A 25,799-nucleotide genomic window follows, 5' to 3' on the forward strand; every position below is an offset into this window, starting at 1 on the left:
GGTTTTAACGGCAGCGCCGCGGAGGATTGCGGCGGCGCCGAGAAGGGGAATGGAGGTTTTGATATGTCGTTACTTGATCGCGTCAGCACGCTTCTGCGTGCCAATTTGAACGACCTGGTGGAGAAGGCCGAGGATCCGGAGAAGCTGTTGAAGCAGATCGTCCTCGACATGGAGAACCAGCTGATGCAGGTGAAGACGCAGGTCGCCATCGCGATCGCGGACCAGCATTTGCTGGAGAAGAAGCGCAAGGAGCATGAGCAAGAGGCGGACGAGTGGCGGCGCAAGGCGGAACTCGCGGTGGAGAAGGGCAATGACGATTTGGCGCGCGCCGCGCTGGAGCGCGCGCTGAGCCACGACCAGCTGATGCACGGGTTCGCCGCGCAGGCTGAGGATCAGAAGCATGAGGCCGATGGGCTACGGCAGGCGCTGCGCAAGCTGGAGCAGAAGCTGAGCGAGACGCGGGCGCAGAGCGAGATGCTGATTGCCGAGCACAGGCGGGCTCGCGTGGTGGGACGCACGACGAAGGTTCGGCAGGCCGTGGGCGCCGGGCAGGAGCACGCCGTCGAGAGGCTGAAGAGCCGGGTGAATATCGAGTCGGCGGAGAACGCGGCGACGGCGGAGGTGATGGTTTCCGAGTCGCTGGAGGACCGGTTCAAAGCGCTCGAGAACCACGACAAGGTGGAGCTGATGCTGGCGGAGCTGAAGCAGAGGAAGGCGCTTCCGCGGTAATTTCGTCTGTGCGTGCGGCGTCCTCTTGCGGTGGTCTGTGGCCGCGGGAGGGCGCCGTTTTATGTTTACTCGGAAATAACACTTCGGAAAAATTCCGCGAAAATTGGGGCGGAGGATATATGTTTTTTTGTATCGCATTAAGATGTTGACTCGGCGATACTTAACTGGAAATTTTGCCTCTAAAAGCGAAGAAATGGAGAAGTAAAAACAGGGGGAGGGGTAGCTAATTTTCTAGTAAACATCGGCGCTTCCATGTTCAAGGGATGAGGGCGGAGGACACTACCGCCGTCTGTGAGTACGGTAACGCGTTGAGGAGTGCGGGTCTGTGATGGTGGTCACGGGTGGCTAGCCCCCAGTTTTCAGTTGTCGGTTTTCAGTTGTCAGTCCACCAGGTGGCTGGGCCCGTTGTTCGTGTGTCGGAAGAGGGAGAACGGGCAACCGCAGATCCCTCCACTTCGCTGCGCTCCGGGTCGGTATGACAGGCTCTATGGCTGGAATAAACAAAGACAACTGCAGGTCCCTCCGTCCGCTGATGATCACCCCACGGACGAAGACCTATCCGTGGGGACCCCGATGAAACGCGCGGACGGTCGGGATGACACTTCGGTGGGGAACGGACCCATGCAGCCCGACAGCAAATGCAAAGTCTGTGGTCGGTTTGCAGAGCCTGCTCACTTGAATGCAGAGTCGGGGGTCGTGTTGGCCACCTGACTGGCTACGCCGTTGCCGGACTGGTCGAGGTGGACGCGGAAGGTGGGGGCGGCGTAGTCGGGGGGGAGGTGGGCGTCGGGTATGGTGACCTGGTTGCCGTCGCGGAGCGAGGAGTAGTGGGGCGACATGATCTCGACGCCGCCTTCATTGAACTTGTCCTGGATGTTGGCGTGGAGCTCGGCGTAGATGTCGGGCATGCGTTTGGCGTTATCAGTGTAGGCGTTGATCTCGTACTGGACGTAGAAGTCGCTGAGGGCGGTTTGCCAGACGAACGGGCGGGGTTCGGGGAGGATGTCTCTAGTCGAAAGGGCGGCGTCGATGAGAAGCGCGTGGACGGTGCGCCAGGGGGCGTTGTAGCCGATGGTGACGGAGGTGTGGAGGATGAGACCGGCGGTGTTGGCGTGGGTGCTGTAGTTGATGATCTGTGCGCCTAGGACCATGGCGTTGGAGATGGTGACTTCTTCGTTCTTGATGGTGAGGACGCGGGTGACGAGGAGGTTTTTCTCGATGACGTCGCCGAGGGTGTCGGCGATGCGGACGCGGTCGCCGGGGCGGAAGGCGCGCATGTAGGTGAGGATGACTCCCGAAACGACGTTGGCGACGGCGGAGGTGGAGCCGAGGGAGAAGAGGACGCCGACGAAGATGGAGATTCCGCGGAAGGCGGGCGAGTTTGAGCCGGGGAGATAGGGGAAGACGACGATGGCGGTTAGAGCGTAGATGCAAAGGCGGGCGATGTTAAAGGTTGGCTGGGCCCACTCGGGGTAGAAGCCGGAGATGCGGATGGTACCTTTTTCGATTTCATTGAAGACGACGCGGACGAACTTGATGATGTAGAACGCGAAGGCGAGGATGACGGCCGTGAAGAAGAAATCGGGGAGGTAGGCGCGGAGGGCGGCACCGATGGCCTTGAGGGGATCGATGATGTAGCTGAGGAGCTGCTGGGCGTAGGGGCGAGTCCAGGGGAAGAAGCCGAGCACGAGCGAGGCATAGATATAGAGCAACTGCAGGGTGATGAGCAGACGGATCAGCTTGACGAATCCGATGACGACGCGGCCGAGGCGGTCTGCGGCGGCGATCTCAAACTGCTGGATGTGCAGCGAGGGCATGCGGGCGGACCAGGCTTCGATCTTGCGGTAGATGCGCGGGAAGGCGAGGGCCAGGAGCCACAGCAGAACAAGGAAGATGATGGTGCAGATGGCGGCGTAAAGGGTGTTGATGGCCAGGCGACGTGGGCTGTGTTCTTCGCGCGAGGCCTTGATGCCGGCGGCGATTGCCTTCGCGCGATCCAGGGCCATCTCATGGCGGGTCATGCCGGAGTCTTCGGCGTCCTGGTCAGTGATGCTCATGACGATGAGGTCGCCGGCCATGATGTCGGTGGTTTCTTCCGCGTCAGCAACGGTGAGGGTGTCGGGGTTAAAGAACTGGTCTTCTTCGAGGTCCTGGATACGGGCGCTGAGGAGCGTGGCGCGCGTGGCGGCGGGCAGGGAGAGGATGCGGCCGATGGTGAAGAGCTGCCGGTTGCCCAGCATGACAGGGGCGTGGGCGACGACGGGAGCTTCGGGCTGGGGAGCGGGATGGGCCAGTTCGGTGGGGAGCTGTGTCGTTGCGGTGGATGCGGGATGCGGGGTTTCGGCGGTGGCCTGGGCGGGCAGACGGAGAGAGCAACTTGCAGCAATTGCCAGTGAGAGGAGTGTGGTTACGGCAATTCTGGAGGTGGTTTTCATCGGTTCCCTCCCCGCGGGACTGGTGCGGAGTTCGGTTGCGAGGGTCATGGTAGGCATGTTGAGGAGGGGGCGCAACTGGAAGGACTTACGGGGGTTCTGCTTTTCGGGTGGGTGCCAGTTGGGGCTGCGCGGCTCGTCTAACCGGCAGGGTTCCGGTAAAACGGCTGTCCTGGGGTTATCCGTCACAATAGACAGTGGTGCTGGAGGAGTGCGGTTGCGTAGAACTAGGGGTATGAGACGTAGGTTCGCCCTGGCGGCGGCTATAGCAGTTCCTGTTTGGTTGGCCGCAGTTGCCGGAAGCCGCAGTGCGTGGGCGCAGAACCTGACAGCTCCTTCTGTTCCTGTTTCTATGGAGAGCTTGCCCGATGTGCCGGTACCTGCGGGTCAGGAGCCGGGGACGCCGCCACCTGCACAGCCGCAGGGCGACAGCAGTTCGCAGAGTGGGCAGACGCCGGTTGAACAGCAGCCTGCTGTGCAGACGCAAAGCGAGCGGGAGAAGGCGCAGCAGCAGATCAAAGAGCAGGAGAAGCAGCGTGTGCTGGGCATCGTGCCGATGTTCAACACTTCGTATGTGAACGATGCGGTGTCGCTGACGGCGGGGGAGAAGATCAAGCTGGCGTTCCGGACGGCGATCGATCCGGTGAGCTTTGCGGGGCCGGCGGTGGTGGCGGGTCTTGGCGAGATCGATGCGCCCGAGAATAACAATGGCTTTGGATGGGGGCCGGGGGGGTACTTCAAGAAGTGGGGCGCGGCTTATCTGGATTCGTTCAACGGCACAATGCTGGGGAGCGGTTTTTTCCCCGCGCTCCTGCGGCAGGATCCGCGCTACTTTCGGCTGGGCCGCGGGAGCACGATGAAGCGGACGATGTACTCGATTGCGACCGTGGCGATCTGCAAGCACGACAAGACGGGGAAGTGGGAGCCGAATTATTCAAACATCGGCGGCAACTTCGCGGCGGGCGGGCTGGCGACGCTGTATTACCCGTCCGGCGGCGAGCGGCAGGGCCCGGAGCAGGTTGTGTCGAGCGCGCTGATTGTGACCGCGACGGGGGCGCTGGGTTCGTTGTTCCAGGAGTTCTGGCCGGACATTTCGCGGAAGATGTTCAAGAAGGATCCGACGAATGGGCGGGACGCGCAGATCAGGGCGGCCGAGGAGCAAAAGAAGACCTCCGGCAAGGAGAAGCAGCCGATTGCGCCGTCGCCGAAGTAGCGGTCAGGTGGTCAGGTGGTCTTAGGTGCTCGTGAGGGTCGGTCTGCGGCATTGAAGGTCTTTCAGGACAATCTACTTCTGTGGAGCTTTTCTGCGGGCCGCTCATCCCTTGAGTGAAGTTGCCTGTCGTTTGGTTGGCGGGTGATACTTCAATTCCGCGATGGATGTTTGTCGCGTTTTGAGGAGCGTCATGCCCGAAGCTGTTGTTGTCAGTGCGGTTCGAACTCCGGTGGGCCGCGCGCCTAAAGGGACTCTTGCTACTACTCGGCCCGACGATCTGGCGGCAGTTGCGTTGAGCGCGGCGTTGGAGAGGGCTCCGGGGCTGGATAAGGCCGAGGTGGAGGACGTCATTCTGGGCTGCGCACAGCCGGAGGGCGAGGCAGGCTTCAACATGGCGCGGTTTGCGGCGCTGAGGGCGGGGCTGCCGATCGAGGTGCCGGGCGTGACGGTGAACCGGCTGTGCTCGTCGGGGCTGGAGGCGATTGCGCTGGCGGATATGCGGATCCGCGCGGGGGGCGACAAGGTGGTGCTGGCGGGCGGCGCGGAGTCGATGTCGATGATTCCGATGGGCGGCGCGAAGCCGAGCCCGAATCCATGGCTGGCGGAGAATTATCCGGCGTCGCTGCTGACGATGGGGTTGACGGCGGAGCGGGTGGCGAAGCACTACAACGTGAGCCGCGAGGACCAGGATGCGTTCGCGCTGCGGAGCCATCAGAAGGCGGTGGCGGCGCAGGAGGCGGGCAGGTTCGCCGATGAGATTGTGCCGGTGCCGGTGACGATCGCTAGTCCGACGGAGAAGGCGGGCAAGCCGCGCGTGGAAGAGAAGATGTTTGCGGCCGATGAGGGGCCGCGGGCGGATACGTCGGCGGAGGCGCTGGCCAGGCTGAAGCCGGTGTTTCATGCGCAGGGGACGGTGACGGCGGGGAATTCGTCGCAGACTTCGGATGGAGCGGCGGCGGTGGTGCTGATGGAGTCCGTGCGAGCGAAGGAACTGGGACTGAAGCCGAGGGCGCGGCTGGTTTCGTATGCGGCAACGGGGTGCCTACCGGAAGAGATGGGCGTGGGGCCGATTTATGCGATTCCCAAGGCGCTGAAGATGGCGGGGCTGAAGCTTGAGGATATCGACCTGATTGAGCTGAACGAGGCGTTTGCGGCGCAGTCGCTGGCGGTGATTCGGACGCTTGGGATCGATCCGGAGCGGGTGAATGTGAATGGCGGTGCGATTGCGCTGGGGCATCCGCTGGGGTGCACGGGCGCGAAGCTGACGGCGACACTGCTGGCGGAGATGGAGCGGCGCGCGGCGCGCTACGGGATGGTGACAATGTGCGTTGGCGGCGGCATGGGGGCCGCGGGGATTTTTGAAAGACTAAGTTGAAGGGCGTTAGTGCCAGAGATCCCTATAAAGATCGGCTAGCTCAATCATGTGGTTCCATGTGAGCTTCATGCGGCAATCGCTGTATGCCACAGCTGCCTGACTTCTCTCCCATTGCGTCGACATGGATTTGCAGCTCTGTTCGCGGTACTGGTGCCACAGTTCCTCCCCCACATCGAAGGGGAGCTTCTTTGCCGACGGGGCCTCGCCGAGCAGCAGCATTCCACGAATGGCTCGAGCATAGGCAAGGTAGTTACTCTCCGTTATCTTGCCTTCAGCAGTCAGGCATTCGCCGATAGCAGCGTTGCCACCCGGGAAGGCCTTCTCGCACAACTCGACCTTGGCGCGGGCGCGCTCCCTTTCGAGTGCTTCAGTGCCTTGCGCGCGGAGTTTCGTCTGCTCGGAGTAGTCGATGGCCGAGTTTGCGTGCTGGCTCCATGCGGTCGCCGACAGGACGACCATTGCTGCCGGGAGGATCCAAAAGCCTTTCATGAGTCAGGCTTGAGGTGCCGCGCGCCGCGCGGACCAGAGCCATCCAGCAGACAGCAGGGTGAGGATCAGGATGAGGCCCTGCGAAATGACGCAGTAGAGGCAGTAGACCATCAACACGAACTTCTCGATGTAGGTGAGGTAGAGGGCGAAGCCCAGGCCGATAAGGGTACCGGCCAGTAGCAGGGCGCGCAAACGCATCATGGCCAGGACACCGAGAAGGACGTAGCCGGCCATGCCGATGGCGGCGACCGGCACGGGACCGATCATGGCGAAGGGGCTGTGATTCACTACGCCGCAGTCCCAGTGAGCATTGATGTCGCAGGGTTCGACGTCGTTGGAATAGTGGACGCGCAGGGCCAGGTACGATACGACCAGTCCCGCCAAAGCAAGCACCGTAATTATGTATCGCATAATTGTCATCGATAGTAAGGCATTTCGGCTGGGTGGAACGTGTTGGAAAGCGGTTTTTGCGCTGGCGCCCGGTTGCACGCGGTGACGTGGCGCTCTGAAGAGAGTCCTACAGGCATGCACGGAATGGATACAATGCTGGCAATGGTTTACAAGAAGAGCTTGCCCCTTCGTCTCAGTCTTGCGGTGTTGTTGATGGCGCTGGGCATAACGGCGCTGGCGGCGCAGTCAGGCCGGCAACCGACCAGCGTGAAGGACGCCTCGGCATTGCATCCGCCGGCGGGCGCGAACGTTGCAATTGTGGAGTTCAGCGACCTGGAGTGTCCGGCGTGCGCGCGGGCCAATCCTTACCTGATGCAGGCGGCCGCGCAATACAAGATTCCGTGGGTGCGGCACGATCTGCTCATTCCGAGCCATCCCTGGAGCCCGACGGCGGCAGTGAACGCCCGCTGGTTCGATGAGAAGGGTAACGGGCTGGGCGATGCCTATCGCAATGCCGTGTTTGCGAACCAGTCGTCGATCTACAACGTGAATGTGCTGGCCACTTTCACGCAGAAATTTGCGCAGAGCCATGGGGTGGCGATGCCGTTTGCGGTGGATCCGCAGGGCAAGCTGATGGCTGCTGTGAAAGCGGACACGGACCTGGGCATGCGCACCGGAGTGACGGTGACGCCGACGGTGTTCGTGGTGACGGCGCACTCGAAGGGTGCACCGTATATCGAAGTGCTGAATCCCGAGACGGATCTGTTCAGGACGATCGACCAGGCGCTGGCGGATACGAAGCAGCCGGCTGGAGCGGCGCGGCATAAGTAGGCCCGGAAACACGAACAGCCGGGAACGAGTCCCGGCTGTTGGGTAAACCTGAATTTTTGAGGAGCTTAGGCGGTAGCCAGGGCCTTGACGCGGGCGTTGAGGCGGGCCTTGTAGCGGGAGACAGTGTTCTTGTGGAACACGCCCTTCTGGACGCTCTTGTCGAGAGTGGAGACGGTCTCGCGGTACTGCTCCTGCGCGGCCTTGGCATCGCCCTTGGTCAGCGCCTCGCGGAGGGAGCGCAGGCTGGTGCGCACGCGGCTGCGGTTGGCGCGGTTGACGGCGGTGCGCTTCTCGGTCTGACGGGCGCGCTTGAGCGAAGAGACGTGATTTGCCATTCCAGTTCCTTGATTCTGAAAGAGATGATGCGGTGCAGAATGCAGTGAGAGCCGCATCCCTCGCAATTACTTAGTCTACGGGAAATTGGGTGTGGGGTCAACGGAGGAAGACAGGCGGTAGGGAGTAGGGAGTAGAAAGGACAAAGAGGCGGCGGGATGGGCCCTCGCTCCTCCATCGCAGAGGGTAAAGAGGCACGGCCCGTCCAAGCGTCGAAGCGGGGCCGAGTATCCGGAAAGAGAATCTGGTTCAGTTGTGCGGGGCGGAGCCCGAAGTGGGCTCGCGGAGGAGGTCGAGGGTATCGGCCTCTTGGCCGTCTCCGAAGTCGAGCGAGTCCAGCTCCCAGAACCTTGCCCGTTTGTGCGCTTCAACGTAGAGGTTCCCTTTGCCCTTGGGGCCTGAGACGGAGAACGTCAGTTCGGCGTGGCCGGCTGCTTCATTCACTGAGATTTCGCCCTCGGAGAACCAGCCGTACTTCAAGGGGTGGCCGAGCCGCGCGGCGAGGGTCGGGCTGGCATCCGCGCGGAGGATGGCCAGCTGGCGAGCCTCGCTGTTGTGCATGAGGTACGCGATCGGGAAGAAGATGCCGGCCAAGGCAAGGCATACGGGCAGGATCCATTTCCAATGTCTCTGGATCCAGCTCTTTTGCGGGGTGATGTTCGCTGTTGGCATTCGAGGGCACCCGTTAATGCGGCTGGTCGATTTTTACGTTGGTGAAGGTGGCGGTGGCGAGGCCGTCCTCATCGTGTGCGCAGAACCCAAGGCCCACGTAAACTTCGGCCGTCATTGGTACCCGGTAGCTGGCGAAGGGGTGGTCGAACCTGCCCTTCGGCCCTTGTGCGTAGGCGGTGAAGATGTCGCCTTTGCGCTCCAGGCGGAGGGTATTGAAAAAGCGCCTGGGAGCGGTCGAATCGCGGGTGAGGCCGCCTGAGTTCTCACGCCACTGGAGCGCCACGTGGCCATCACGGTGGATGGCCACGTCGGCATAGGCGGAATCCGGGGCGAGGGACTGGCGGACGATCAGTACGGCTTTGGCCAGTGGTGTCGATCCGATCTCGCCGGGGTAGATGTCGGCAGTGATGGTGATGTCGCCCGACAGCCTGATCCAGGTGAGGTGGAAGTCATCGGAAGTAGACCACATATCGGCGCCGCCGCCGGTGAGGTAATACGACCTGGTGACCGGGTCATACCGGTCGTTGCCGGGCTCCGTTTTGCCGATGTCGGTGGAGCCGGTGAAGAGGCCTTTCTGCGATTGAGCGGAGGCGGCCGCGGCTAGAGCAAGGAGCAGAGCTAGGGCTTTCATGGGTTTGGAGACACTATACAGCTGGTAGGTGGAAGCCGGTAGCCGGTAGCTTTCTAATCGAGGAACTACAATTTGTGGCAATGAAATGGATTGTGGCTTTGATTGCTTTCGCGTCCGCTTGGGCGTTTCCCGCACACGCGCAGACGACACAGCAGCTTAGCGAAGGCTGTGTGGAAACTGTTGGACAGAACAAGGTCAACGCGTTTCTTGCCTTCGATGCTGATTTGCGTGCTGCGCTGACTAAGGGCGATGCGGCGGCAGTAAGTATGTTGATCGAATATCCGCTGCGCGTGAATGAAGCGCCGGGGAGCGGGTTGTTGATCGAGGATCCAGGAGCGCTAGTCCGTCACTTTCATGAGGTCTTTCCAGAAAGAGTCATAAAGGCGGTGATGGAGCACGATCTGTTTTGTATTCACGGCGGCATCCTGTATGGCAACGGCGAGGTACAGGTGCATGTGATGAAGTCCGGGTTTGGTGTGGGAACCGTAAACGTGGAATCGCCTGAGACTGCGAAGGCATCTCAGTTCGCGCCTGTGTTTGTTTGCCGGACGGAGAAGCATAGCGTGCTAGTCGAGCGGGGACCTCGGCAGAGTGTGCGGTATCGCTCCTGGAACTCCGGGCATTCAGTTCTTGGCAAGCCGGATCTGGAGATTGCATCCGGGAAAGGCGAAGTCCACGGGACGTGGCCGTGCACTTATTCGGAATGGACCTTCAAGAACGGGAAGGCTACTTACACGGTCAGTGGACTCGGGTGTTTCCCTGATTCGAATCAGCCTCCGGAGAACGCGAGAGGGCAACTGAGCGTCAAGGTGGAGGGGCAGAAGGACGTGGTTTCACGGTGGTGCTACTGAGGTGCATTCGGCGGAAGAAGGTTGCGAGCGCCGTCCCTACGGGACTTCGAGGATATGAGTGAGGATGCGTTCCCCACGCTGAAGCGCGGGGCTAACGACCGTTGCGCCTCCGGCGCGGTTGAGTGCGGCCTCGATCCTTTTTGGGCACCTTTGGGGGCTGGTTTTCCGCCCGTGCCGAGGGACCTTGGAAGCCAGCTCCTAACAGCAGATTCCCTGCGGGAATGACAGAAAGAAAAGCAAGGGTAAAAACTAATGCAAATGCGGGTCCTTCGCCTTTGGCTCAGGATGACAAGGTTGTGGTGAAGGGGCGTCTTTTAATCGTAGGGGATTTCGATTTTGTCGCCGGGTAGGGGGACCTGGAGGTCGGGGCTGTATTCGCGCTTCTCGCCGGGGGAGAGGGGGTGGAGCTTGAAGAGGACGAGCTGGTTGCGTTCGGAGTGGTCCATGGCGGCGAATACGGCGACCTGCTCGAGCGAGTAGTGGATGTGGAGGTCTTCGAGGGTGCCGGGGTCGATGTCGTTCCAGGTGGCCCACCAGCCGGGTTGGTAGACGGGGAGCTTGTCGGAGAGGTCCTGGGTGCCGAAGTCATCGCAGAGGGAGGGGAGGTGGGTGATCATCGAGATCTCGTCGGCGCTGATGGAGACGAGCAGGCGATTGCCGTTGGGGTGCTGGTCGATGTAGCGGGTGAGGTTGCGGGCGGCATTGACGAAGGTGTATTCGGGATGGGCGAGGTACTGGGCGGTCGAGAGGGCGTTGAATGCGGTCGCGAGGGCCGTGGCGGCGACGATGGTGATGCCGGCCAGGCGCGGCCAACCTTCCCTCAGGGGCTGAAGCCCCGCCATTTGAAGCGGCTTTTCGGCACGACTGAAGTCGTGCCCCTTCAAGACCGAGCCAGGCGGAGTTTTCTTAATACCTGCGCCGGATGTGACGAGGGCTTCGGCGCCGAGGGCGATTACGAAAAAGGCGAAAAGGGCGACCACCACGTAGTAGCGGGGCTGCGGGTGGTTCTGGTAGGTCATGAAGAGGATGTAGCCGGCGAGGGCGAGGACGGGTGCGCCGAAGACGGGGTCGGCCCAGAGGCGGCGGGATGCGCCACGACGCAGGGCGAGAGCGAGCACAAGTAAGACGACGATGCCGGCGAGGGGGATGAGGATGTGGTCGGCCCAGAGTCCGCCCTTGATGGACCACCAGAGGCTGAGCAGAGGCCAGTACCATTCGGTGGGCTTTATGTACTTGTTGATGAAGAAGAGGTAGCGGTAGTCGCGGAGGACGCCGGCGTGGATGATGAGGGCCATCCACGCGCCGAAGGAGAGGGCGGCGGAGGCTGCGGCGGCGACTGAGCAGATGACGGCCTTGCGGCGGTCGGGCCAGAGGGCGGCGAGGATGGCCCAGCCTAGAGCGGGGAACAGGAAGACAGCGGTGGTCTTGGTGAGCAGCATCAGCGTGAACAGGACGCCGATGACGATGCTGACCAGGACGGGGCGGCGGAAGCGGGGGAGGCGCACGGCGAGGTTGAGTCCGGCGAGCAGGAACGTGACCAGCATGGGCTCAAGAATGGCCAGGCGGCTGAAGGCGTAGAGGAAGGGGCTGGTGACGGCGAGGGTGACGGCCAGGAGGGCCATCCAGCGGGGGCCCCGGGTGCGGAGGAGCAGGTAGCCGAGGATCAGTTCGAGTACGAAGAAGGAGACGGAGAGGGAGCGGGCCGCGACGATGTTGACGCCGGTGAAGGCGAAGACGATCCACTCAAGGAAGGGCCAGACGGGCACGGCGGGGGCGGGGTTGAAATCGCCGGGGACGTACCAGTGGCCGGTGAGGTGGGCGCGGACGGCGGCGTTGCCGTACCAGCCTTCGTCGGTGTACTTGGCCCAGTCTTCGATCCAGGGGGAGTGGTTGGGGAAATCGGCTTCGAGATGAATGTAATGGGAGACGGCGAAGGCGATGATGAGGACGAGCCAGGCGGCGTAGGCCCAGCGTTTGTAGGAAGTCTGGCGCAAAAGGCTCCCCCGTTGGCCGGAATGATTCAGGAATTTAGTGGACAGTCAAAGTATAGCTTGGAGTGCGGTTGGAGTTGGATGTCAGTCCGGAGGTGGTTAACAGCAGATTCCCTTGTATCTCTGAATGAGCGGCAGTTTCGGTGAGACTGTTGCAGTGGGGGAGCCGAGGCATCGGCTCCCCCGCGGGCGGGCGGCTCCCGTACGTCCCCAGGTGATCGCTCACCGTCCCGGAGCATAGGGACCGCTGCCCAAGTCACGTACGACCGAACAGTCGCACGATCTCATTCGAACATACAAGGCAGGTTATCGTGACACAGATGGTTTGTGGCGTAGATGTTGCTTCCGAGTCCCTGGAAGTTCGCATTGGCCAGCAGGGTGCGGCAGGGTCTTTCCCCAACACCCCCGAAGGGATTATGGCGCTGGGCGCCTTTTGCCAGGCACATCAGGTTGAAATGGTGGCCATGGAAGCCACCGGCGGGTACGAACAACTGGCGTTTGCGCAGCTATCGGAACAAGGCCTTGCGGTGGCCATCGTGAACCCGCGCGCGGTGCGCCAGTTCGCTCAGAGCATGGGCTCACTGGAGAAGACCGATCGCATCGACGCCGCCATGATCGCCTGGTACGCCGAAGTGAAGAAGCCGCAGCCAGCCTGCCTGACGCCGCCCGGCCAGCAGCAGTTGCGGGCGCTGGTCACGCGTCTTCGCCAGCTGACCGATGTGCGTACGGCGCAACGCAACCAGCAGCGGTTGGTTACCGATCGCGCCGTGCAGGTTTCCTTCGCCAAGTTGCTGGCCTTCGTTGCCCGCCAGATCCGCGATCTGGAGCAGCGCATCGCCAGGCTGATCGAGCAGGACCCGCTGTGGCGGGAACTCAACCAGGCATTTCGCACCATCAAAGGCGTGGCCGACCGCACCGTGGCGCGGTTGATGGCGGAGATGCCGGAGATCGGCCTGCTGTCCAACAAGACCGTCTCCAAACTGGCCGGGCTGGCTCCTTTGGCCAACGACTCGGGAAAGCAGCAGGGCAAACGCGCGGTGCGGGGAGGACGCGCCGCGGTGCGCGACATCCTCTACCTCGTGGCTGGTGTGGCGGGCCGCTTCGAGCCGGACTTCACCGCCTTTCAGCAGCGCCTCCGCGCGGCCGGCAAGCCGCCCAAGGTCGTCCGCATTGCGCTCGCCCACAAGCTGCTGGTGCGGCTCAACGCCAAGGCCCGCGAGGTGCGCTGTCGGCTGGCGCTTCAGACCACTTCCTCCCGGGCTTGCGCCTGAACATGCTAATCTCCCACTCGCCGTAGCCGCTCGGTTGTGGGAAAGCGGGAAACGCGCTCTCTGCGTTTTCCGAGGCGCAGCGCGCCGTCTTTTCCAGCAACCCCTCCATGAACCCTTGACAAATCAGACAGTCGCTCCGGGAATGACAGTAAGAAAAGCGAGGGTTCGGCCGGCCGGGGGCTGTGGTCTCCCACCCATCGCGCGATCAGGCTGCGCGATGGATGGGGCACCCGGAATCGTGCAGATGCCAAAGCAGATTCTCATTTGACTATTCGTAGGCGAGGGCGTCGATGGGGTCTTTTCTGGCGGCCATCCAGGCGGGGTAGAGGGCACCGAGGATGGAACCGGCGAAGGCGATGAAGGCGCCTTGGAGGAGCCACCGGCTGGGGATCTGGAACTGGAGCGTGGTGGCGTGGAGCATAGCCACACGCACGCCATAGGAGCCGGCGATGCCGAGAATGACGCCGACGACGGCGAGGATGGCGGTTTCGCGAAGGACGACGGAGACGATCTCCGGCTTAGAGGCGCCCATGGATTTGAGGATGCCGATTTCGCGGGTGCGCTCGAGGACGGCGGTGTACATGGTCTGGAAGATGACGAGGAAACCGACGACGACTGCGATGACGGTGACGGAGTTGAGGGCGAGGTTGAAGCCGGGGAGTTTCTCGGGGGTCATCTCGCTGAGCCACTCGTCCATGGTTTCGACGGGATAGTTCTGGAGGCCGCGGGTGTTATGGATGGCGTCGATGACGGACTGGGCGTTGGCGGGGTCGTCGAGCTTGAGGTAGAAGTTGGAGGCCTTGCCGGGGTTGTTGATGAGCTGGCCCATGGTTTCGATGGGAATGAGCTTGCGGCCGCCTTTGCCGTGCTGGACGATGCCGCAGATATGGAAGTCGGTGTTGAAGATGGAGAGGGTGTCGCCGAGCGTGTAGGGCTTGCCGGTGGCGGGATTGACCTTAGCGGCCAGGACGTCGTCGACGATGACGTCGTCGGGGCCTTTGAAGGGGGTTCCGGCTACGAAGGTGAAGGGGCGAAGGGCGTTGTAGGAAGGGTAGTCGATGCCGAACTGGATTTCTACGCCGCTGGTGGAGGTGATGAGCTGGAGGGCGGCGGGAGAGACGACGGTGACGTGGGGGATTTTGCGGAGTACGTCGACGAATTTGACAGGCATGGAGACGGGTCCGGCGCCGTTCATGTTGCTGGCGTTGGAGCCGCGCATGATGAGGTCGGCGCCGATGCCGTTGGTGCGCTGCTTCTGGTCATTGAGCATGCCCATGAAGATGCCGACGATGGAGAGGATCATGATGACCTCAATGGCGACGGCAAGGATGCTGATGATGGAGCGCAGGGGGCGGTGCAGCAGATTGGCGACGATGAGCTTGTTCATGCCTGAGTTCAAGGGTATCAGTAAGGCAGCCTCCAGCTGCCAGCTTCCAGCTCCTAGCTGAAGGCTTGGGAGTCCTCAGCAATGAGCCCTCAGCAGTTTCGCGGGTTACTTGATGGGAAAGCGGCCGATTTGGGCAGAAATCCCTAAGAATCCGTGCATAAACCGGAACATGATTTTGACTGGCACTGGACTTCCGTTTGCGATTGGGAGGAAAATCCACAGTAAGGGCCTTTAACCCCTGTCTGGTTAAGCCGATGGGCAGCTTCGGAGAAGACCTGCGCATGGAGCGGATGTCCCGCGGCATTGCGCTGGAAGACATCACGGCGGTAACGAAGATCAGCCAGCACCACCTGGTGGCTCTGGAGCAGGAGCGTTTTCGCCTTCTTCCGGGGGGAATCCTCAACAAGGGAATCGTGCGAGGGTACGCGAGTGCCGTGGGGCTGGACCAGCAGGACTGGACGGACCGGTTTATGCGGGCCTACCAGGCGTCGGGTCAGCCGGATGACGGCGACTGGACTACGTTCGCCTCGAATGTGGGCAAGGCGCGGCTGCAGCAACGGGAGGCCGCGGAGTTCCGGCTGCGCTGGCTGGGCGTGGTGCTGCTGCTGGCACTGGTGACGGCTCTGGGCTACGTGGCTGTGCGGATCTATGGCGCGAAGGCGGGCTGGTGGCCGACGGTGATTCCGTCGAACCATGTGGGCGAGACGGTAGGCACCTGGGTTTCGTCGGCGCGCGCATGGGTGGGGAAGCTGCTGGCCTGACGGCCGCACCAGTTCTTAGTTCGCAGTTCCTAGCTCGCAGTTGCGGAGAGTGCGGCGTATTGTTGGCATCGGGTGCAGCGCTTTGCTGCCGCTAACAGCTTGTGAGCTGCTTCGACTACCATGCTCCAGAATTGAAATCCCGACTTTGAAAGGGACGTCATTGAGGGCTGCGTCGAATACTGTCGACCTGCGGGCATGGTTCGAAGTTAGCAGGGCGTTACTCGTCGTCCTGGTGCTCTGGCCGGTGTCTCTCTATGCCCAAGCTCAACCTCAAGACATTACCTGCGAGAGCGGAAGCGGTGAATACAGCACACGCTTCTCCACCGGGGTCACTGTGAAGGTGAGTCCGTTGCGGAAAGGAGCCTTCGCGGAACGGGCATGCGCCGCGAAGCTAACGTGGGGCGCGGAAGAAATTACGGTTGCATCCAATGTCGAGCAAGTGGGCATCGATGTCCTGGGTGCTGATTTAGGTTTCGGTATGCCTGTGGTCGCGTTCCAAATCGATGGGACCGGAGATCATGCTCACCGCAAGTATCAAATCTATTCGCTGACGAAGCCGGCTCGTCTCCTCAATACGATCACCGGGGCGGATTCGTATGAAGCCGCGGATAGTGATCTTGATGGGCAAATAGAAATTTGGACCGATGATGCAGCTGCGCTTGATGGATTTGAGGGGGTGCCGCTCCGGTCCTTCGATTTTGCGCCAACTGTTGTGCTGCGCTTCGAAAAGAAGCGACTCGTCGATGTGAGTCCGGAATTCAGCTCGTACTACGATGCTCAGATAGCCGGTCTTCGCGGCCAACTCGATCCGCAGGACCTCGCCGCGTTCAAAAGCAGCGATGGGGCGCTTTCAATGAACATTTCCCGCTCCGGTGATGAACGGCATCAGTTGGCACGCACAAAGATCAAAGTGCTGGAGATCGTGTGGGCGTACTTGTACAGCGGGCGTGACTCGGAAGCCTGGTCTGCGCTGCAGGATATGTGGCCTCCTCAGGATCTCAATCGCATTCGGGTGGCGTTGTCGGACGTCCGCGGGCGCGGGATTCTTCGCGGCATCGATCGTGCTTCGAAGGCAACAAAGCACAATCGCCAGGTTCATGTTTATGACGCGACGGGCAGTTCAGGTGCGACGAGCCATGCAGTGTTAAACCCCAACGGGGGTGCACCTGAGACCTCTGATTACGAACCTATCGTTGTTCAGCCAAAGTCGATCCTGCTCCGTCGTCCGCCACCTGACGAAGTTGAGCAGCTTGGTGCGAGTGACGCGGCACTGGAACTGCTCGTTGACTCTGCAGGGAAGGTCCGGTCGGCGAAATTGTTGAATGGGACAGACAAACGGTGGATCCAAGCCTCTGCTGGTTGGCACTTTATCCCTGCGCTTCGCGACGGCAAGCCAGTCGCTTGCCGGTTCCGGCTATCGGTCTGGAATTTGAAGTAGGGTGCACGCAGGCAGAGACGCGTGTCGGGCCAGTAGGTCCGAGTCCGCATAGGGAGATCGAGTCCGAATCAAAAAGGCCGACCCGATCCCCTGGGGAGGGGCCGGCCTGAAGGAAGAACGCTCGCTTTGGACGCGGCGATTTATTTCGGAAGAGCGAATGAGGGCCGGCGATGTGAAGTAATCATCCGGTTCACTTTGAGGGAGTGGGCTTTCATGCCCTTCCAGTCAGGCACATTCATGCTGAATGCGCCATGAGCGTGAAGCTTGCCGGGAGTGGAGACTGTGCAGGAGTTTGCGGAGCCGAGTACCGGGTGAGGCAGGTCGGTTTCGAGGACCGAGGATTTATCGCAGGCGACGGCACCACCGGCATTGGAGCTGAAGTTCGAGCCTTCGATGTCGAGGGTGGCGTGCGTCAGGCCGAGAACGCCGGGGCCGCCATTGTTCCTGATGATGGCATCGGTGAGGTAGAGTTGCGAACCCTGTTCGACGAGGATTCCGGCGCGATGGCTGTCGGTGCCGGTGCCGTTGTGGGAGATCTGATTGTTGCTGTAGAGGACGGCTGCCTGGCTGTTGCCATAGAGGCTGATGCCTGCGGTGGTGTGATCAGAGATGGTGACGCCACCGATGACGGTCAAGCTCCCGCCGAACTCCGAAGAGATGCCGAAAGGACCATTTGCCTGAATGGTCTCGAGGTAGGGTGCCCAGGTGGTGTTGCCGCCGGTGGAGATTTCGGAGGACTCCCAGAGCAGGATTCCGCCGCCCTCGTTGCCGGTGATGGTCACGGGGCCAAAGAGGGCGAAGAGTCCCGCCTTGGCGCCGCCGAATTCGGCGATCCCGGAGCCGGTGGGAGTGGTGCTGTCCGACTGGGCGTGCGTATTGGTGATGGTCATGGTTCCGAATGCCATCATGACGGAGCGATCGAGGTTGATGCCTTTGTCGACGTTGTTGCTGATGTCGACATTTCCGCCCCAGGCGACCACGGAGAGAAGAGAGTTATTCCCGGCATTGATTCCCCTGCCTCCGTTGTTGCTGAAGGCACCTGCGCCACCTATGGTGACATTGGATGTTGCGATTGCCAGTCCCATGCCGGAGTTATTCACACTCTGAACGAAGGTGAATGAGACGTCAGTGCTGTTGTTGACGTTGATACCGTCGCCGTGGGGGTTGGTCACGACCATTCCCTGGATTTCAATGGTTTGCGAGGACTGGATGGTGAGACTTCCATTGAGGTTGAAGGTTTGCGCCCAGTCGGTGCCGATGGCGATGTTGCGGAGATAGCCGATGGTCACATTCTCGGTGCAGGTTTGTCCTGGCGGGACCCAGATTGAGGTTCCGTCAGTGGCTGCCGCGAGAGCGGAACTGATGGTGGGAAACTGCGCTGCAGGATTGGAGCAGTCGACTGCAAAAAACTGGGTGAACTGCTGTGCTGAGCCTTGAGCTGGGCCAGCAAGAAGGCAGAGAGAAACGAGTGCGCCGAGGCACGCAGGCGAACAAAGCCGAGGGATCATTGGTTGCTCCTTTTAAGCCGAATTGGTTCGGGCCCGGACGATCCGGCGCTGAGGCGCGCGGCCGGAGGAGGAGCAAGAGAGCCGTGCACCCTTCGAATTGGCGGCGCCAATCGTGCTGGCGGTTGAGGGCAGGCGAAGCGGGAGCAAGGATGCGACTCAACCGCGGCGACCATCTTAGCACTGATTCGGGCGAGGGTTAATGCATTGGGATGAAATGATTTAGGGCAGGTTTGGTCCAAAATTGTCGGGCGGCGACGGCGGCGTGGTTCAGGGTGGGCTCGAGCAGGACATCGATGCCAGTTCTCTTCATGACCCCATTAGGCCTGGCTGTTTCCCACTGTCGCCACAATCAATGCGACAGGTGGGGCACTCGAATCGCAACAGGCGTTATTCTGCGAGCGGCGGCGCTCCGCCTGTTGAGAGAGCAATGAACGGCGTCATGACCCCACGGGCGGAGAACGCCCGCATACTAATCGGGATTAAGCTGGCGCATACGGCAGTGTGGGCGATGTTTGCGGGGTGCATCGGGGTGTTGCCCTTCGCGGCGCTCACGCGGCATTTCAGGCTGGCGGGGTTTCTGGCGTTGGCCGTTTTGGCGGAGTGCCTGGTACTGGTCGTGAATGGACGGCGCTGCCCTCTGACCGATGTTGCGGCCCGGTATACGGAAGGGCGGCGCGCCAATTTCGATATCTATCTGCCCGAATGGCTGGCGCGCTCGAACAAGGTGATCTTCGGGACGCTGTTCGTTGTAGGCCTGATCGTGTTTGGTATGGCCTGGCGGATGCGATGACCGAGGGCGAGCCTCGCCCGTCCCTACGGGACTCGGGAGGAATCAATTTGGGGCGTGTCCCGGGACTTCCGTCCCGGGCTATTGTCGCGCGTTCCTCCGGAACTAGTCAGGTGCGCTGCGGGATCTGCGGTTGATCCACGCGAAACTCGCTGCGCGAGTGGGGCTGCTCAGAATGACGAGGTATGGAGGGACGGGCGGGCTATTCGTGGGTTTCCGCGGGACGGGGACTGGCGGTGTCTTCTTCGTGGACCGGCGGGAAGACGCGGACGCGGTCGATGCGGCGATCGGTGGAGGCGACGACTTCCATGCGCAGGCCGGAGCTGGTTAGCTCGACGACTTCGCCGGCAAGGGGGATGCGGCCTTCAATCTCGCTGACCAGGCCGCCGACGGTGGCGGCTTCGTATTCCTCGGGGACCTGGAAGCCGTTGCCGAAGAGGCCGTGGAGCTCGTTGACGGGGAAGCTGCCGGGGACGACCCAGGCGCCGGTCTCTTCACGCTGCGGGTTTTCTTTGGGTGCTTCGACGTCATGCTCGTCGCGGATTTCGCCGACGATCTGCTCGAGGAGGTCTTCGATGGTGACGAGGCCGGCGACGCCGCCGTACTCGTCGATGACGATGCGCATGTGCTGCTTTTCGCGCTGCATCTCGCGGAGGAGCTCGTATCCCTTTTTGGTTTCGGGAACGAAGGCGGCGGGGCGCTGGATGGAGGCGACGGTGCGGGTGCGGGCGTCGAGGTCGGCTATCTGGAGCAGGTCGTGGGCGAAGGCGATGCCGGTGATGTTGTCGAGTGTACCGGCGTAAACGGGGACGCGGGAGAAGTTGTGCTCCTTGAGCTCGACCAGGAACTGCTCAAGGGTGGTGGTGTCTTTAACGGCGAAGACCTGGGGGCGGGGGGTCATAACTTCCTTGACGAGTACGTCTCCGAATTCGACGGCGGAGCGGACGAGCTCGCGGTCGGTCTCTTCGAGGATGCCTTCTTCCTCGCCGGCTTCAAGGAGGGCTTCGACGTCAACGGAGCCTTCTTCTTCGTCGGCGGCGGGCGGCTCGGCCAGGGCGGCGAGCGAGAAGAAGAAGCGGATGACGACGGTGATGGGGGTTACGGCCCAGAGCAGCAAGCGGATGGGCCACATGAGGCGGCGCGGCCAGCGGCCCTCGGTGCGTTCAAACAGGAGCCAGGGGATGAACTGGTTGCAGAAGACGACGACTAGGATGACGCCGAGCGCGGCCTGCACAAATTCGCCGGGAGTGGCGCGGGCTACGTTGAAGGCGCGGTCGAAGAGGAGATCGGTGAAGACGATGGCGATGCCGCAGAGAGCGAGTTGCTGCGCGACGGCTGCGGAGAGGGCGGCGTGCTCGCGAGTGAGGCCGATGTGGGGCTCGATGAGCTCTTCCCAGGCGTCGAGGTTGTCCTGAACTTCGCGGGAGAGGATCTTGCCGAATTCGGCGTAGACGCGGCTGATGTAGGAGGCCAGGATCTCGAGGAGAGCGAGGGCGAGGATGGCGAGGAGGGCGGTCAGGGTCATTTTTGCCGCCTCTTCTTTGGTGACTTCGATGCCACCGGTGAAGACACCCGCGCTACAGCCGGTCGGGAGACGGGCGCTGCTTTTCGCGGCGGCGCTACTTTTTGTGGCGTGATGGTGCGTTCGATGAGGCCGAGGGGGAGGTTGAGCTGGGCGCGCAGGGTGCGCTCGCGGCGGGCCATCTGGCCGGTGTCGGTTTCGTGGTCGTAGCCGGCGAGGTGGAGGAGGCCGTGGAGGATGAGGACCTTGATTTCGGTAGAAAGGGGGTGGCCCTGGCCGGCGGCTTGGGTACGTGCCGTATCGATGCTGACGGCCAGGTCGCCGGCGGGTTGATCGGTGGGTCGGAGACCGGGGAGGGGGTCGGCGGGGAAGGAGAGGACGTCGGTCGCCTTGTTCTTGTGGCGGAAGTCGCGGTTAAGTTTGCGGATGGCGGGGTCGGTCGTGAGGAGGACGCTCACCGCGCCTTTGAGGCGGACGGCGGATTGGGCTTCGCGGAGGAAGGCGTTCAGGGTGCGCACGGATGGCAGGCGGGTGGCAAGTTCGGCTTTGCGGGATTCAGGCGAGGGTGGACCCGATTTCGTGGAGGGCCGGGAGTCGGGGTCCAAGTCTGGGTCGAGGATGATCATCGTGCGCGAGGCCGTCTGCGGGTGCGGACGGCCTCGATTAGTTTCATTTTACGCGAAGAGCCCGCATTTACTGAGGCTTAACCGACTGCTGGGTTCGGGGTTCGCGGGGTTGCGCTGGCTGGTCGTAGGTCTCGCCCATGTTGAGGGGGAGTTCCTGTTGCTGGGGTTTGGCGGCGTCGTAGGCGCGGACGATGCGCTGCACGAGGGCGTGGCGCACGACGTCGGAGTCTTCGAAATGGCAGAACCTGATGCCTTCCACGCCTTCGAGGACGTTGATGGCGTCGACCAGGCCGGACTTGCGCGGGTTGGGCAGGTCGATCTGGGTGATGTCGCCGGTGATGACCGCACGGGAGTTGTTGCCGAGGCGGGTGAGGAACATCTTCATCTGCTCGATGGTGGTGTTCTGGGCCTCGTCCATGATGATGAAGGCGTCGTTGAGGGTGCGGCCGCGCATGAAGGCGAGGGGGGCCACCTCAATGACGTTCTTCTCGAGCATCTTGTCGACCTTTTCGGGGTCGAGGAGGTCGTAGAGGGCGTCGTAGAGCGGGCGCAGGTAGGGGTCGACCTTTTCCTGGAGGGAGCCGGGGAGGAAGCCGAGTTTTTCGCCGGCTTCGACGGCGGGGCGGACGAGCACGATGCGGCTGACCTTTTTGGCGTTCATGGCGCTTACGGCCATGGCGACGGCAAGATAGGTTTTTCCGGTGCCGGCGGGGCCGACGCCGAAGACCATGTCGTTCTGCTCGATGGCCTCGACGTATTTCCGCTGGTTGACGGAGCGGGGCTGGACGGTGCGCTTGACGCCCGCCGAGCGAGCCTTGCCGCTGTCCGCCAGTGACTTAAGAGTGACGGAGGGGTCAGCGACCACCATCCGAAGCATGCCGTTCAACTCGCCGTTGTGGGGATTGATGCCCTGGCGGCGGAGGGTTTCGAAGTCCTGAAACACGCCCCGGACGCGGTTTACGCCCGATTCCGGACCTTCCACGTGTACGGCGTCGGAGCGGAGATCGATCCGGACGCCAAGAGAATCTTCCATCAACCTGAGGTTTTCATCGCGGGTCCCGAACAGGGGCTCAAGGTTTGGGGTGATCTCAAGAGCGATCTTCAAGGTTTTCGGCAGCCTCCAAGGCTTCTGGTTAAGTTGAACGTTCGCAAGCCGTTGCTGGTTCCGTCCGCCTGCTCTTTTGGCGGGACGGGATCAATAACGGCGCCTGTTCTTTGGATGCGGAAACAGGACTGAAGGCGCAGTGGCACCGGCGTGGAGACCGGAGCGCGTGCGGATTGAACTGGGGTGGGATGAGGCTGTTTGCAGGGGGTGGATCTGCCGGTCGCGGGGCGCAGGGTTGAGCGGAGGCTCTTTACTGCCGGTTGAGGGTGCGAATTGGTGTACGCGACCAAGTAGAGGTATCTGCGAAAGAGAGTAGCCCGACTGAGTTCCGGCGTCAACAGGAGGATGCATGAATATTTCGGGTTACTTAGGGTTTTGACGGGTAGAGGCAGGAATAGAGACAGGGAACAGGGACCAGGGAACATGAAAAGCGGGGTTAGAGACCAGGCATTAGGGATTAGGCATTAGAAAAGGGCAAAACATTGGAGGGTGTTGGGGTGCGCGTTGCATTGTCGTTGGCGAATGAGATGCTGCTCTGCTGATCCGGAGGATGGATCGGAGTGTGTCCTATGATGTGACGCTGCGTGGCTGCAATGCGGATGGCGGTCGTTGCGAAATGCATTTAGAAACGCGGCCTCATTTGGTACTGGACCGATGCACCGCGCGCGCACTGTGACTGCAATCACTCGACAGTGGTACATACGGATGTTACAGTTCCGGTGAAAATTTTCCCTCGTTCCAGAGGTCGCGTTTTTCGAGTCGTCCGTCATACGGCTTCAAACCTAAGTCTGGGAGGACTTGTGACTGTACAGGAGTGCGAGTACCTGTTTTTGGGAGTGATTATTTTGTCACTGATTGCGGCGTGGTCTTGTAGACGTCGCTTGGTTGGCTCGGCTGCAAGCTCCGTTCCGGGCTCCGTGGCTGTGCAGAGGATCGCGGCGGCTGTGAGGAACGGCATTGAGGGATTGCTGGGCCGGCGGTTGAGGACCGCGATGGCGCTTCTGGGTACGGTTGCATTGCTCCCGGCGTTTGCCGGTGCGCAGGAAAAGGCCGGTGGCGGAGAAGCCAACCTGGTACTGCCTGATCTGTCGAGCGTGAGTTTTCTGGGGATGACCGGGCATGCGCTGCTGACGGTCGGATTGCTGTTCTGCGTGGGCGGACTGCTGTTCGGCCTGGCGATTTATGTGCAGTTGAAGAACCTTCCAGTGCATCGCACGATGCGCGACATCTCCGAACTGATCTACGAGACCTGCAAGACCTATCTGTTCACGCAGGGCAAGTTCATCCTTCTCCTATGGGCTTTCATTGCGGTCATTATCGCTTTGTATTTCGGCGTTCTGGCTCCGGTGGGAAATGTTGGCGTGACGCTGCCCATCATCCTTCTGTTCAGCCTTGTCGGTATCGCGGGCAGCTACGGCGTGGCGTGGTTCGGCATTCGCGTGAACACGTTTGCCAACTCGCGCACTGCGTTTGCGGGACTGCGCGGCAAGCCGTATCCGTGCTATGCGATTCCGCTGAAGGCCGGCATGAGCATCGGCATGGCGCTCATTTCGGTTGAACTGCTGATCATGCTGTTCATCCTGCTGTTTATTCCGGGGAACTATGCAGGTCCGTGCTTCATCGGCTTCGCTATCGGCGAATCGCTGGGCGCGGCGGCGCTGCGTATTGCGGGCGGTATCTTCACCAAGATCGCCGACATCGGATCGGATCTGATGAAGATTGTCTTCAAGATCAAGGAAGACGATGCGCGTAACCCGGGCGTGATCGCAGACTGCACGGGCGACAACGCAGGCGACTCGGTTGGACCGAGCGCGGACGGATTCGAAACGTACGGCGTGACAGGCGTGGCGCTGATCACGTTCATCCTGCTGGCGGTACACGACCAGAAGACGCAGGTGCAGTTGCTGGTGTGGATCTTCGTGATGCGCGTGGCTATGCTGCTGTCGAGCGCGGGTGCGTACTTCCTGAACAGCGCGATCGCCAAGGCGAAATATGCCAATGCCGATGAGATGGACTTTGAGCATCCGCTGACCACGCTGGTATGGCTTACGTCGGTTGTCTCCATCGTGCTCACGTACATCGTGTCTTACGAACTGATCCGCGACATGGGCGATGGAACGATCTGGTGGAAGCTGGCTTCGATCATCTCGTGCGGAACGCTGGCGGGCGCGCTGATTCCAGAATTTGTGAAGGTGTTCACATCGACGAAATCGGCGCACGTAAAGGAAGTGGTGACGTCGGCGCAGGAAGGCGGAGCTTCGCTGGGAATTCTGTCGGGCTTTGTGGCCGGCAACTTCTCCGGCTACTGGCTGGGCTTGTGCATGGTTGCGCTGATGGGCACTGGGTACTACTTCAGCATGGGCATTCCTTCGGGGCCGGCCGGATTGATGCTGGCTCCGGCAGTGTTCGCGTTCGGACTGGTGGCGTTCGGGTTCCTGGGTATGGGCCCGGTGACGATCGCGGTCGACTCGTATGGGCCGGTGACGGACAACGCGCAGTCGGTGTACGAGCTGTCGCTGATCGAAAATGTGCCGAACATTGAAGCCGAGCTGAAGAAGGACTTCGGTTTTGCGGCGAACTTTGAAGCTGCGAAGCACTGGCTGGAAGCCAACGATGGCGCGGGCAACACGTTCAAGGCGACGGCGAAGCCGGTGCTGATTGGAACGGCGGTGGTGGGCGCGACCACGATGATCTTCTCGATCATCATGGCGCTGACCGATGGCCTGACGCACAGCGTTGAGAACCTCTCGCTGCTGCATGCTCCGTTCATGCTGGGCTTGATCACGGGCGGCGCGGTGATCTACTGGTTCACGGGCGCGTCAACGCAGGCCGTGTCCACGGGTGCTTATCGCGCGGTGGAGTTCATCAAGGCCAACATCAAGCTGGAAGGCGTGGAGAAAGCGTCGGTTACGGACTCGAAGAAGGTGGTTGAGATCTGCACGGTCTATGCGCAGAAGGGCATGTTCAACATCTTTCTCGGCGTGTTCTTCGCGACGCTCGCTTTCGCGTTCTTCGAGCCGTACTTCTTTATTGGCTACCTGATCTCGATCGCGATCTTCGGCTTGTACCAGGCCATCTTCATGGCCAATGCCGGCGGTGCATGGGACAACGCTAAGAAGGTTGTGGAAGTCGACCTGAAGCAGAAGGGCACTCCGCTGCACGATGCAACCGTGATTGGTGACACCGTGGGCGATCCGTTCAAGGACACGTCGTCGGTGGCCATGAACCCGGTGATCAAGTTCACAACGCTGTTCGGGCTGCTGGCGGTGGAGCTTGCACAGACCCTCAGTGGCGATAAGATGACAATGAAACTGATCCTGGCAGTTGCGTTCTTCCTAGTGTCAATGTTCTTCGTCAGGAAGTCGTTCTATGGAATGAGGATTCAGTCGAAGTAACTGGCTGATAACTTCGAGTTGCCAAACGCCGCCTGGAAACGGGCGGCGTTTTGTTTGTGCCG

The 25,799-nt window shown here is 61.4% G+C and carries 22 protein-coding genes; 10 read left to right on the plus strand and 12 right to left on the minus strand.

Annotated features, from left to right (window positions below):
• Positions 1 to 63 precede the first annotated feature (63 nt).
• On the plus strand, positions 64 to 729 hold the full coding sequence (locus tag MOP44_RS11280; protein WP_260796135.1) for a PspA/IM30 family protein: 666 nt from the start codon (positions 64 to 66) through the stop codon (positions 727 to 729).
• A 671-nt stretch (positions 730 to 1,400) separates the two neighbouring features.
• Here MOP44_RS11280 and MOP44_RS11285 read toward each other — a convergent pair.
• Complete coding sequence (locus MOP44_RS11285) at positions 1,401 to 3,164, minus strand: mechanosensitive ion channel family protein (protein ID WP_260796136.1); 1,764 nt, start codon at positions 3,162 to 3,164, stop codon at positions 1,401 to 1,403.
• A gap of 232 nt (positions 3,165 to 3,396) precedes the next feature.
• Between MOP44_RS11285 and MOP44_RS11290 the strand changes: the two genes are divergently transcribed.
• Positions 3,397 to 4,374, plus strand: a complete 978-nt coding sequence (locus tag MOP44_RS11290) for a hypothetical protein (protein WP_260796137.1) — start codon at positions 3,397 to 3,399, stop codon at positions 4,372 to 4,374.
• Positions 4,375 to 4,564: 190 nt separating this feature from the next.
• Complete coding sequence (locus MOP44_RS11295; protein WP_260796138.1) at positions 4,565 to 5,749, plus strand: thiolase family protein; 1,185 nt, start codon at positions 4,565 to 4,567, stop codon at positions 5,747 to 5,749.
• 6 nt (positions 5,750 to 5,755) lie between these two features.
• Here MOP44_RS11295 and MOP44_RS11300 read toward each other — a convergent pair whose 3' ends face one another.
• A complete protein-coding gene (locus tag MOP44_RS11300) occupies positions 5,756 to 6,238 on the minus strand; it encodes a hypothetical protein (protein WP_260796139.1) in 483 nt (160 codons plus the stop codon).
• Positions 6,239 to 6,241: 3 nt separating this feature from the next.
• On the minus strand, positions 6,242 to 6,649 hold the full coding sequence (locus MOP44_RS11305) for a vitamin K epoxide reductase family protein (protein ID WP_260796140.1): 408 nt from the start codon (positions 6,647 to 6,649) through the stop codon (positions 6,242 to 6,244).
• Between the two features lie 141 nt (positions 6,650 to 6,790).
• On the opposite strand from MOP44_RS11305, the gene MOP44_RS11310 reads away from it, so the two are divergent.
• On the plus strand, positions 6,791 to 7,459 hold the full coding sequence (locus MOP44_RS11310) for a DsbA family protein (RefSeq protein ID WP_260796141.1): 669 nt from the start codon (positions 6,791 to 6,793) through the stop codon (positions 7,457 to 7,459).
• 65 nt (positions 7,460 to 7,524) lie between these two features.
• Here the strand turns inward: MOP44_RS11310 and rpsT are convergent, their stop codons facing one another.
• The 3 genes from rpsT to MOP44_RS11325 all read right to left on the minus strand — a co-directional run bounded on the left by rpsT (position 7,525) and on the right by MOP44_RS11325 (position 9,095).
• Positions 7,525 to 7,794, minus strand: coding sequence for a 30S ribosomal protein S20 (gene rpsT / locus MOP44_RS11315; RefSeq protein ID WP_260796142.1), 270 nt, complete (start codon positions 7,792 to 7,794; stop codon positions 7,525 to 7,527).
• Between the two features lie 247 nt (positions 7,795 to 8,041).
• Complete coding sequence (locus MOP44_RS11320; protein WP_260796143.1) at positions 8,042 to 8,464, minus strand: cytochrome c oxidase assembly factor 1 family protein; 423 nt, start codon at positions 8,462 to 8,464, stop codon at positions 8,042 to 8,044.
• Between the two features lie 13 nt (positions 8,465 to 8,477).
• Entirely contained in the window at positions 8,478 to 9,095 is a 618-nt protein-coding gene (locus tag MOP44_RS11325; protein WP_260796144.1) for a DUF1349 domain-containing protein, read from the minus strand.
• A gap of 80 nt (positions 9,096 to 9,175) precedes the next feature.
• Between MOP44_RS11325 and MOP44_RS11330 the strand changes: the two genes are divergently transcribed.
• Complete coding sequence (locus tag MOP44_RS11330) at positions 9,176 to 9,946, plus strand: hypothetical protein (protein ID WP_260796145.1); 771 nt, start codon at positions 9,176 to 9,178, stop codon at positions 9,944 to 9,946.
• Positions 9,947 to 10,260: 314 nt separating this feature from the next.
• On the opposite strand, the gene MOP44_RS11335 is transcribed toward MOP44_RS11330, so the two are convergent.
• Positions 10,261 to 11,940, minus strand: a complete 1,680-nt coding sequence (locus MOP44_RS11335; protein ID WP_260796146.1) for an ArnT family glycosyltransferase — start codon at positions 11,938 to 11,940, stop codon at positions 10,261 to 10,263.
• 308 nt (positions 11,941 to 12,248) lie between these two features.
• Between MOP44_RS11335 and MOP44_RS11340 the strand changes: the two genes are divergently transcribed.
• Positions 12,249 to 13,208, plus strand: a complete 960-nt coding sequence (locus MOP44_RS11340; protein WP_260794022.1) for an IS110 family RNA-guided transposase — start codon at positions 12,249 to 12,251, stop codon at positions 13,206 to 13,208.
• 268 nt (positions 13,209 to 13,476) lie between these two features.
• Here MOP44_RS11340 and MOP44_RS11345 read toward each other — a convergent pair whose 3' ends face one another.
• Positions 13,477 to 14,595, minus strand: coding sequence for an ABC transporter permease (locus MOP44_RS11345; protein ID WP_260796147.1), 1,119 nt, complete (start codon positions 14,593 to 14,595; stop codon positions 13,477 to 13,479).
• Positions 14,596 to 14,849: 254 nt separating this feature from the next.
• Here MOP44_RS11345 and MOP44_RS11350 point away from each other — a divergent pair, with 254 nt between their 5' ends.
• Both MOP44_RS11350 and MOP44_RS11355 read left to right on the plus strand, forming a co-directional pair.
• On the plus strand, positions 14,850 to 15,356 hold the full coding sequence (locus tag MOP44_RS11350; protein WP_260796148.1) for a helix-turn-helix domain-containing protein: 507 nt from the start codon (positions 14,850 to 14,852) through the stop codon (positions 15,354 to 15,356).
• 439 nt (positions 15,357 to 15,795) lie between these two features.
• Complete coding sequence (locus tag MOP44_RS11355; protein WP_260796149.1) at positions 15,796 to 16,794, plus strand: energy transducer TonB; 999 nt, start codon at positions 15,796 to 15,798, stop codon at positions 16,792 to 16,794.
• 140 nt (positions 16,795 to 16,934) lie between these two features.
• Here MOP44_RS11355 and MOP44_RS11360 read toward each other — a convergent pair whose 3' ends face one another.
• Positions 16,935 to 18,302, minus strand: coding sequence for a right-handed parallel beta-helix repeat-containing protein (locus MOP44_RS11360; protein WP_260796150.1), 1,368 nt, complete (start codon positions 18,300 to 18,302; stop codon positions 16,935 to 16,937).
• 427 nt (positions 18,303 to 18,729) lie between these two features.
• On the opposite strand from MOP44_RS11360, the gene MOP44_RS11365 reads away from it, so the two are divergent.
• The gene (locus MOP44_RS11365; protein ID WP_260796151.1) at positions 18,730 to 19,092 is read left to right on the plus strand and encodes a hypothetical protein; all 363 of its coding nucleotides are present in this window, start codon (positions 18,730 to 18,732) and stop codon (positions 19,090 to 19,092) included.
• Between the two features lie 199 nt (positions 19,093 to 19,291).
• Here MOP44_RS11365 and MOP44_RS11370 read toward each other — a convergent pair whose 3' ends face one another.
• The 3 genes from MOP44_RS11370 to MOP44_RS11380 form a co-directional block, all read right to left on the minus strand.
• Positions 19,292 to 20,614 carry a hemolysin family protein gene (locus MOP44_RS11370; protein WP_260796152.1) on the minus strand — a complete coding sequence of 441 codons (1,323 nt, stop codon included), beginning with the start codon at positions 20,612 to 20,614 and terminating at the stop codon, positions 19,292 to 19,294.
• The gene (ybeY, locus tag MOP44_RS11375) at positions 20,611 to 21,216 is read right to left on the minus strand and encodes an rRNA maturation RNase YbeY (protein WP_260796153.1); all 606 of its coding nucleotides are present in this window, start codon (positions 21,214 to 21,216) and stop codon (positions 20,611 to 20,613) included. The genes MOP44_RS11370 and ybeY overlap by 4 nt, the downstream gene beginning before the upstream one ends.
• 88 nt (positions 21,217 to 21,304) lie before the next feature.
• Positions 21,305 to 22,342, minus strand: a complete 1,038-nt coding sequence (locus MOP44_RS11380; protein ID WP_260796154.1) for a PhoH family protein — start codon at positions 22,340 to 22,342, stop codon at positions 21,305 to 21,307.
• A gap of 992 nt (positions 22,343 to 23,334) precedes the next feature.
• Between MOP44_RS11380 and MOP44_RS11385 the strand changes: the two genes are divergently transcribed.
• Positions 23,335 to 25,737, plus strand: coding sequence for a sodium-translocating pyrophosphatase (locus MOP44_RS11385; protein WP_260796155.1), 2,403 nt, complete (start codon positions 23,335 to 23,337; stop codon positions 25,735 to 25,737).
• The last annotated feature ends 62 nt before the right edge of the window (positions 25,738 to 25,799 follow it).

It is taken from the genome of Occallatibacter riparius (assembly GCF_025264625.1).
Lineage (GTDB): Bacteria > Acidobacteriota > Terriglobia > Terriglobales > Acidobacteriaceae > Telmatobacter > Telmatobacter riparius.